General features: G+C 39.8%; 5 protein-coding genes and 1 CRISPR repeat array. Of the genes, 3 read left to right on the top strand and 2 right to left on the bottom strand.

Annotation, left to right across the window (positions count from 1 at the left end):
- A partial coding sequence (locus O9323_RS06150; protein WP_288124832.1) for a hypothetical protein occupies nt 1-234 on the top strand: 234 nt, incomplete at its 5' end.
- Between the two features lie 92 nt (nt 235-326).
- Here the strand turns inward: O9323_RS06150 and O9323_RS06145 are convergent.
- Nucleotides 327-869: an NUDIX domain-containing protein gene (locus tag O9323_RS06145; protein ID WP_288124831.1), complete on the bottom strand. Its 543-nt coding sequence runs from the start codon at nt 867-869 to the stop codon at nt 327-329.
- Between O9323_RS06145 and O9323_RS06140 the strand changes: the two genes are divergently transcribed.
- Together O9323_RS06140 and O9323_RS06135 are read left to right on the top strand one after the other, a co-directional pair.
- Nucleotides 857-1003: a hypothetical protein gene (locus O9323_RS06140; protein WP_193978980.1), complete on the top strand. Its 147-nt coding sequence runs from the start codon at nt 857-859 to the stop codon at nt 1001-1003. The two genes, O9323_RS06145 and O9323_RS06140, sit on opposite strands and share 13 nt — an antisense overlap.
- 7 nt (nt 1004-1010) lie before the next feature.
- A complete protein-coding gene (locus O9323_RS06135) occupies nt 1011-1148 on the top strand; it encodes a hypothetical protein (protein WP_154663895.1) in 138 nt (45 codons plus the stop codon).
- Here O9323_RS06135 and O9323_RS06130 read toward each other — a convergent pair.
- Nucleotides 1130-2089: a pentapeptide repeat-containing protein gene (locus O9323_RS06130; protein ID WP_288124830.1), complete on the bottom strand. Its 960-nt coding sequence runs from the start codon at nt 2087-2089 to the stop codon at nt 1130-1132. The genes O9323_RS06135 and O9323_RS06130 overlap by 19 nt on opposite strands.
- 240 nt (nt 2090-2329) lie before the next feature.
- Nucleotides 2330-2867: direct repeats of the CRISPR family, unit length 37 nt; unit sequence TGTGATCAACGCCTTACGGCATCAAAGGTTAGTACAC.
- Nucleotides 2868-3000 lie beyond the last annotated feature (133 nt).

Here is a 3000-nt window from a genome sequence, read left to right as displayed (position 1 = left end):
AGCCAATTTTTTGCCAGCTTTTTGGCTAGTTTAGTCAGATTCTTGTTTCCCAATTTGAGAATTCTTTCTGATTTACAAATAACCGCAATTTTCTGCATCCAAATCAGCTTCCCAACTCAATTTGTGAGAAATGCGGGTGATGACATGACCTTCGATCGCTATGGTGTCGATCCGTTAGAGCGTCTAATCCCTCAATCGTTCCCGCCACCGTATCTAACCTTTACTAGGGGATAAATTTGTACTATAACTTTCTTCCATCGATGGAACCCGATAACTCGATCGCCACCGTATCTAACTTTTACTAGGGGATAGGTTTGTACTAACTATCATTCGGTTTGATTTAACCACCATTCCAGCAGGACGGCGCGGCATTGTAAGCAGGTGAGGGACTTCAACAAATCGCTGACTCCAATCGAATTAGCGGGATAGGTCAATACTTCGCCGGTAGATAGGTCGCCGTCGATATCGGCGATAAAACCGTAGAGTTTCTGATTGGAAAAGGAGCTATTGACCGCCCAACCCTCGCTGTTTAGGGGAATTAATCGGGTCATTGCCGTTGCTTCAATTCCTAATTCTCGTTTTAGAGTCATCAACGCCGCCTCGTGATGGTCTTGCCCCTCGGAAATCCGACCACCGGGGAAATCAAGGGTTATTTGTCCCAGTCCGGGGCGATAACTGGGAGCGGGCAGCAGTATCATCGAGTTTTGAACGGGCAGAACGATAACGGAATCGGCTTTTTCAACCCGCCAATACTCTAATAGTTGTCCTCGATCGTCTTGCAGATGTTCCCCGATCAGGGTCATCCAGCGACAACGGAGTTCTAAAAAGCGATCGTTTACTGGCCATGCCGGACCCGATGGTTGTTGCATTTTTAACCTACTCTACACGGAAGCTATTAAAACAGATTCAAGAACTCCTTGATCGCCGCGTCGGGGGACTGCATACATTCTTGGCCGGTCAGACTACTTCCTTATTATCGCTCTATCTCGCTATTCTGGTGTGAACCATTCTTGACACACTCGGTCCAGGATGTGCTGGTTGTTATCCTCAAGCAACTGATTGAGGAGGGTTGCCAGGGTGTGGGTGGAGTTGTCGATGTAGTCGGGGATGAGCATTTTGCCCGATTAGCCTATTCTCTATTATTTTGATTGGATGTATGATTCCGTTTTGCATAAGATAATGCTGCAATTAAAGCAGCTGAACCAGTTAATAATCCCCCCATAATTATTCCCACGTCATAATTGACAGATACCTCAATTTTTTGTTTGTCAACTTTATTGATTAAGATAGAAGAAAATACCAGAAATACAATAGAAACAATACAAATGGGCAAAATAATCTCAAGTCGTGGCTTTACTCTTGTGTGATTGTAAATTTTTTCTTGCAATTCCATAGACTCTAACCGTTTTCTCAGAAAATTAACTTCATTCTGGAGTTGATTGCGTTCAGCATCGGTATTAACAATATTAAGCTCTGAACGAAAGTGATCACCTGAACCATCTAAAAGTTTTCTGTTTGTTTGAGGATTATCCATGTCTATTTCTCCTTTAATAAATTTTTCAAATTCTCCCGCAACAAAATATCCACTAGGAGGATATCTTTCGGGTTTTGATTTGTTTAAATAAACAAAATCACATTCTATATCTTTAAATTCAGTTTTTAATGTTTCACTAAAATTTACTTTTTTTGGGTTAATTACACATTGATTGAATTTTACTTTAGTAAACTTAACATAGGTTATATCAACATCAGTTAAATCCGTATGACTTAGATTAACATCAGTCAATTCCGAACTAGATAAGTCTGTTTTACTTAAGTCAGCACCTGTAAAATCGGTTTGATAAATTTTAGTAGATTTTAAGGTGGCTTCAATTAAATTAGTGTTACTGAAATCACAGTTCCATATTTCATTAGAAGGAAAATCTATTTTAGAGAAATCAAAATATTGAAAGTTTTTATTTGAAAATCGATGGAAGCCTGGAAAAGACAACCTGTGTAATGATTTCTGTTCTTGTTGTTTTTTCCACATATTCCATTCCGTGGAAGTGAAGTTTGCTATTTGATTGAGAATTTCCTCTTCTGTACTCATGATTTACTCCCCCCTAATAATCTTTATTTCCTCATCGGTCAGCCCCTACAAATGAGCAACTCTATCGTCTATCTCCGCTTCCCACTTTATCACACTGAAGGGGTAATAAACTTAATTTCTTGTAGTGGATTGTTTCAGCTAATTTGGTGTATTAGAAAAATGCTATAAATTCTATAATCTAAGACTTTAAGCTCAAATTTATTGCTCTATTTTAGCTGAAACAGTTCAGTAGGGTGTCTTTGTGATCAACGCCTTACGGCATCAAAGGTTAGTACACTAGAAAAGATTGAAATACTTTTGCGACTAGCCTCTGTGATCAACGCCTTACGGCATCAAAGGTTAGTACACCACTGTCCCATCGTTACGTTCTACCTGATACCCTTGTGATCAACGCCTTACGGCATCAAAGGTTAGTACACAGTAATTACATTTTTGTTGGTTGCCAATTAATTGATGTGATCAACGCCTTACGGCATCAAAGGTTAGTACACTCTTCATTAGTCAGCAAGTGTCGGCTGCGCTTACGTGATCAACGCCTTACGGCATCAAAGGTTAGTACACGAAATCCTATAGATGCCTTGCGAGTTGCGGGTAATGTGATCAACGCCTTACGGCATCAAAGGTTAGTACACACAATCGAAGCCACAAAACCAGATGGGACAAAAATTGTGATCAACGCCTTACGGCATCAAAGGTTAGTACACTGCTTTACTTTACGATATGGATTTATCTGGCAAACAGAGTGATCAACGCCTTACGGCATCAAAGGTTAGGGGACTTCCAAAAAATAAACTATTCATTCTCAAGAATAATAATCATTCTCGGAGTGTGGGAGGTAGGGATCGATGGTTGCCCCCTCCTTCCAATTTTGTAGTAGAATTAATCCTGTACATTATTAATCAAGTTTTTCT

It is taken from the genome of Microcystis sp. LE19-131.1A (assembly GCF_027532015.1).
GTDB classification, from domain to species: domain Bacteria; phylum Cyanobacteriota; class Cyanobacteriia; order Cyanobacteriales; family Microcystaceae; genus Microcystis; species Microcystis ichthyoblabe_A.
The sequence above is the reverse complement of the archived record's forward strand: the minus strand, read 5'-3'. Positions and strand labels throughout refer to the sequence as shown.

Excerpts from the sequence above, each read along its gene's own strand:
- O9323_RS06140 (WP_193978980.1), top strand. The coding sequence starts at position 857 with ATGGTTGTTGCATTTTTAACCTACTCTACACGGAAGCTATTAAAACAG.
- O9323_RS06145 (WP_288124831.1), bottom strand. The coding sequence starts at position 869 with ATGCAACAACCATCGGGTCCGGCATGGCCAGTAAACGATCGCTTTTTA.
- O9323_RS06130 (WP_288124830.1), bottom strand. The coding sequence starts at position 2,089 with ATGAGTACAGAAGAGGAAATTCTCAATCAAATAGCAAACTTCACTTCC.